This window comes from Nocardioides sp. (assembly GCF_035481145.1).
Taxonomy (GTDB): Bacteria; Actinomycetota; Actinomycetes; order Propionibacteriales; family Nocardioidaceae; genus Nocardioides.
On record NZ_DATIHB010000105.1, the window covers coordinates 1 to 4,510 of the forward strand.

Consider the following 4,510-nt stretch of genomic DNA (forward strand, 5'->3'; position numbering starts at 1 on the left):
CTTCCGGTCCCTGGCCCGGATCTGCGGCGCCGCGCCCTCCGGCGACGGACCGCTGGTCTCGCGTTCCCTCCCCCTCGCGGAGCTGCCCGGAGTCTCCCCGACCCGGACGCACCAGATCGTGCCGGGTGCCCTCGTCGCCGAGGCCTGCATGGACATCTTCGACCTGCCCGCGCTCGAGATCTGCCCCTGGGCGCTCCGGGAGGGCGTCATCCTCGAGCGCATCGACCGGATGAGCGTGCTCGGCTGACGTGTCCGGACGCATCGCCCTCTCCACGGCCTCGGTCTATCCCGAGTCGACCGCCCATGCCTTCGGCTGGGCCGCGAGCCTCGGCTACGACGCCATCGAGGTGATGGTCGGCATCGACTCCCTGAGCCAGCAGACCTCGGCGATCAGGCAGCTCTCCGAGCACCACCAGGTCCCCGTCTCCGCGGTGCACGCCCCCTGCCTCCTCTTCACCCAGCGGGTGTGGGGGACGGACCCGTGGGGCAAGCTCGAGCGGTCCGCCGCGATGGCGGAGTCCGTCGGCGCCGACGTGGTCGTCGTACACCCGCCGTTCCGCTGGCAGAAGGAGTACGCCGCGGGCTTCGTCGACGGGATCGCGGCGCTGGAGTCGTCCACCGAGCTGTCGTTCGCGGTGGAGAACATGTACCCGTGGCGGGCCTCGACGCGACGCGGGATGGAGATGTACCTGCCCGGCTGGGACCCGTCGGAGGAGGACTACGCCAACACGACCATCGACCTCTCCCACGCGGCGATCGCGAGGTCCGACGTGGTGGAGATGGCGGGGCGGCTCGGCGACCAGCTGCGTCACGTCCACCTCACCGACGGCAGCGGCTCCGCCCGGGACGAGCACCTGGTGCCGGGGCGCGGCACGACCGGCGCCGACCGCTTCCTGCACCACCTGGTGGCGTCCGGCTATGCCGGCGACATCGTGCTGGAGATCAACACCAGGCGCTGCGCCACGCGCGAGGAGCGCGAGGTCGACCTCGTCGAGTCGCTGGAGTTCGCCCGTGCCCACTTCAAGGTGCCTGCCGCATGAGCGCACCATGAGCGCCCCGGCCGGCCGGCGCGGTCGCCGCCCGGGGAGCAGCGCCGACACCCGCCTGGCGATCCTGGAGTCGGCGCGGGCCTCCTTCGCCGAGCGTGGCTACGCGGGCACCACGATCCGCGCGGTGGCCGGCGCGGCCGGCGTGGACGCGGCCCTGGTCCACCACTACTTCGGCAGCAAGGACGACCTCTTCCTCGCCGCCCTCGCACTGCCGGTCGACCCGCGCGTGGTCCTGGCGCCGGCGCTCGAGGGCGGCATCGACGGCGCCGCCGAGCGGTTCCTCCGCGTCTTCCTCTCGGTCTGGGACGACCCCGAGATGCAGCTACCCCTGCTCGGGCTGGTGCGCAGCGTCCTCGATCCCGGTGGTGTCGAGCTGCTCCGCTCCGGCTTCGTCCCGATCATCCTCCTGCCGATCGGCCAGGCGCTGCGCATCGACCACCCCGAGCACCGGATGCCGCTGCTGGCCAGCCAGGTGATCGGCCTGATCATGACCCGGTACGTCATCCGGCTGGAGCCGATCGCCTCGATGACCGCCGACGACGTGGTGGCCACCTTCGCACCGACGCTCCAGCGCTACCTCGCGGGCGACCTCCCCATCGAGGGGGATTGACGGCCGGCCCTGGCGGGCGCACAATTCAACGCATGGTGAATTCCGCGGTGGAGGTGCGCGACCTGGTGGTCGTGCGCGGGTCCCGCACGGTCCTCGACGGGCTCGACCTGTCGATCGGAGGGGGCGTGACCGGGCTCCTCGGTCCGAGCGGGTGCGGGAAGTCGACGCTGATGCGCTGCCTCGTCGGCGTGCAGGAGATCGCCTCGGGCTCGGTGCAGGTCTTCGGCGAGGAGGCCGGCAGTGCCGGGCTGCGCGACCGGGTCGGCTACGTCACGCAGGCAGCGAGCGTGTACGACGACCTGTCGGTGCGCGAGAACCTCGAGTTCTTCGCCCGGGTGCTCGGACTGGCCGGCGAGGAGGTGGACCGGACGATCGACCACGTGGACCTGCGCGACCACCAGGACTCGGTCGTGGCCAACCTCAGCGGCGGACAGCGGTCCCGGGCGAGCCTGGCGGTGGCACTCCTCGGAGCACCCGACCTGCTGGTGCTCGACGAGCCGACGGTCGGCCTCGACCCGGTGCTCCGCCGGGACCTGTGGGGGCTCTTCCACGAGCTGGCCGACGGCGGCACAGCGGTCTTCGTGTCCAGCCACGTGATGGACGAGGCCGAGCGCTGCGACCGCCTGCTCCTCATGCGGGAAGGGAGCATCATCGCGGACGGCGCGCCGCACGAGATCCGCGAGCGCACCGGTGCCGCCGACATCGAGACGGCGTTCCTCCACATCGTCGACCAGTCCGCCGACCAGGACGCCACCAGGCAAGCCGACGAGGGGAGCGCCCGATGAGCCTCCGCATCACCCTGGCCGTCGCCGTGCGCGTGCTCACCCAGCTGCGCCGCGACCACCGCACGATGGCCATGCTCCTGGTCGTGCCGTGCGCGCTCATGGCCCTGCTGTGGTGGATGCTCGACGACGTTCCGGGCACGTTCGACCGCTTCGCACCGGGCCTGCTGGCGATGTTCCCCTTCATCATCATGTTCCTGGTGACCAGCGTGACGACGCTGCGCGAACGCTCCGGCGGCACCCTGGAGCGACTGCTCGCCATGCCGATGGGCAAGCTGGACTTCCTGGTGGGCTACGCCCTCGCGTTCGGCCTCGTCGCCGCCGTCCAGTCCGCGTTCGCCGTCGCGCTCAGCGTGACCCTCCTCGGCCTCGACGTCGAGGGGCCGTTGTGGCTGCTGACCATCGTCGCGGTCGCCGACGCCGTCCTGGGCTCCGCGCTCGGCCTGCTCGTCAGCGCGTTCGCCCGCACGGAGTTCCAGGCGGTCCAGTTCATGCCGGCGGTGGTGATCCCGCAGATCCTGCTGTGCGGACTGTTCGTCCCCCGGTCGTCGCTGCCCGACGTGCTGGAGGCGATCAGCGACGTGTTGCCGCTGTCCTACGCCGTCGACGCCATGCAGGCCCTCACCACCACGGCGCAGACGGGCGAGGTGTGGGGCGACGTGGGCGTCGTCGCGGCCATTGCCGCCGCTGGCCTGGCGCTCGGCGCGGTGACGCTGCGACGCCGTACTCCGTGACCGTCCGCACCGACGAGTGGGCGGCGTCACAGACCCCGTAGCATCGTGCCCATGTCGTTGCTCCGTCAGCCGATCCTCATGCTCTCCCGAAGCGAGCGGATCAAGCAGCTCGTCGGCACCATGCCCGTCTCCTCGCACATCGTCACCAGCTACGTCCCGGGCGAGACCACCGAGTCGGCGGTCGATGCGTCGGCGCAGCTCATCGACGACGGACTGGTCGTCACCCTCGACTTCCTCGGCGAGGACACCACCGACGCCGCTCAGGCGGAGGCCACCGTGGCGGCCTACAAGGACCTCCTCGAGAGCCTGTCGGCGCGCGGCCTCTCCCGCGGCGCCGAGGTGTCGGTCAAGCTCTCGGCCGTCGGCCAGTTCCTTCCCGACACCACCGGGTTCGAGGGGGGTCACAAGATCGCGCTCGAGAACGCGCGCACCATCTGCCGCGCCGCGCGCAACGCCGGCACCACGGTGACCCTCGACATGGAGGACCACACCACCACCGACTCGACGCTGTCCATCCTGCGCGAGCTGCGCAAGGACTTCCCCGAGACCGGGGCAGTCCTCCAGTCGGCGCTCCACCGCACCGAGGCCGACTGCCGCGCGCTCGCCCACGAGGGTTCGCGGGTGCGACTGTGCAAGGGCGCCTACCTCGAGCCGGAGTCCGTCGCCTACCAGGAGAAGGTCGACATCGACCGCTCCTACGTGCGGTGCCTCAAGGTGCTGCTCGCCGGGCAGGGCTACCCGATGATCGCCACGCACGACCCGCGCATGGTGCAGATCGCCTCGTCCCTGGCGAGCCGCTACGGCCGGCAGCCGGGCACCTACGAGTTCCAGATGCTCTACGGCATCCGGCCGGAGGAGCAGAAGCGCCTGGCCGCGAGCGGCGAGACCATGCGCGTGTACGTCCCCTACGGCACCGAGTGGTACGGCTACCTGATGCGACGCCTCGCCGAGAAGCCGCAGAACCTGTCATTCTTCGTCAAGTCGCTGGTGTCCAAGAAGTAGCCCGGGAGGTCGCATGTCGCAGACCGCCATCCTCGGTGCCGGGGTGATGGGGGAGACCCTCCTCTCCGGGCTGGTCCGCGCCGGCCGACGCGTCGACGACCTGATCGTCGGCGAGAAGCGTCCCGAGCGCGCGCGAGAGCTCGAGGAGCGGTACGGCGTGACCGTGGTGTCCAACCGCGACGCCGCCCGCAAGGCCGACACCCTCGCCCTCGTGGTCAAGCCGCAGGACATGGCGCTCCTGCTCGAGGAGATCGCTCCGGAGCTGCGCCCCGGACAGCTGCTGGTGTCGCTGGCTGGCGGCACCACCACCGCGTGGATCGAGTCCCGCGTTCC

Annotated in this window: 6 protein-coding genes and 1 pseudogene; all 7 read left to right on the top strand. The window is 71.3% G+C overall.

Features of this window, described 5'->3' with window-relative positions; genetic code table 11:
* A pseudogene (locus VLF38_RS09150) lies at window positions 1-247 on the top strand (Ppx/GppA family phosphatase); the annotation flags it as partial.
* A 1-nt stretch (window position 248) separates the two neighbouring features.
* On the top strand, window positions 249-1,040 hold the full coding sequence (locus VLF38_RS09155) for a sugar phosphate isomerase/epimerase (protein ID WP_325270960.1): 792 nt from the start codon (window positions 249-251) through the stop codon (window positions 1,038-1,040).
* Window positions 1,041-1,047: 7 nt separating this feature from the next.
* Entirely contained in the window at window positions 1,048-1,659 is a 612-nt protein-coding gene (locus VLF38_RS09160) for a TetR family transcriptional regulator (RefSeq protein ID WP_325270961.1), read from the top strand.
* 32 nt (window positions 1,660-1,691) lie between these two features.
* Window positions 1,692-2,444, top strand: coding sequence for an ABC transporter ATP-binding protein (locus VLF38_RS09165; protein ID WP_325270962.1), 753 nt, complete (start codon window positions 1,692-1,694; stop codon window positions 2,442-2,444).
* On the top strand, window positions 2,441-3,175 hold the full coding sequence (locus VLF38_RS09170; RefSeq protein WP_325270963.1) for an ABC transporter permease: 735 nt from the start codon (window positions 2,441-2,443) through the stop codon (window positions 3,173-3,175). The genes VLF38_RS09165 and VLF38_RS09170 overlap by 4 nt, the downstream gene beginning before the upstream one ends.
* A gap of 57 nt (window positions 3,176-3,232) precedes the next feature.
* Complete coding sequence (locus VLF38_RS09175) at window positions 3,233-4,177, top strand: proline dehydrogenase family protein (protein WP_325270965.1); 945 nt, start codon at window positions 3,233-3,235, stop codon at window positions 4,175-4,177.
* 13 nt (window positions 4,178-4,190) lie between these two features.
* Window positions 4,191-4,510, top strand: a 320-nt coding sequence (locus VLF38_RS09180) for a pyrroline-5-carboxylate reductase family protein (protein WP_325270964.1), incomplete at its 3' end; no start/stop codon positions are given.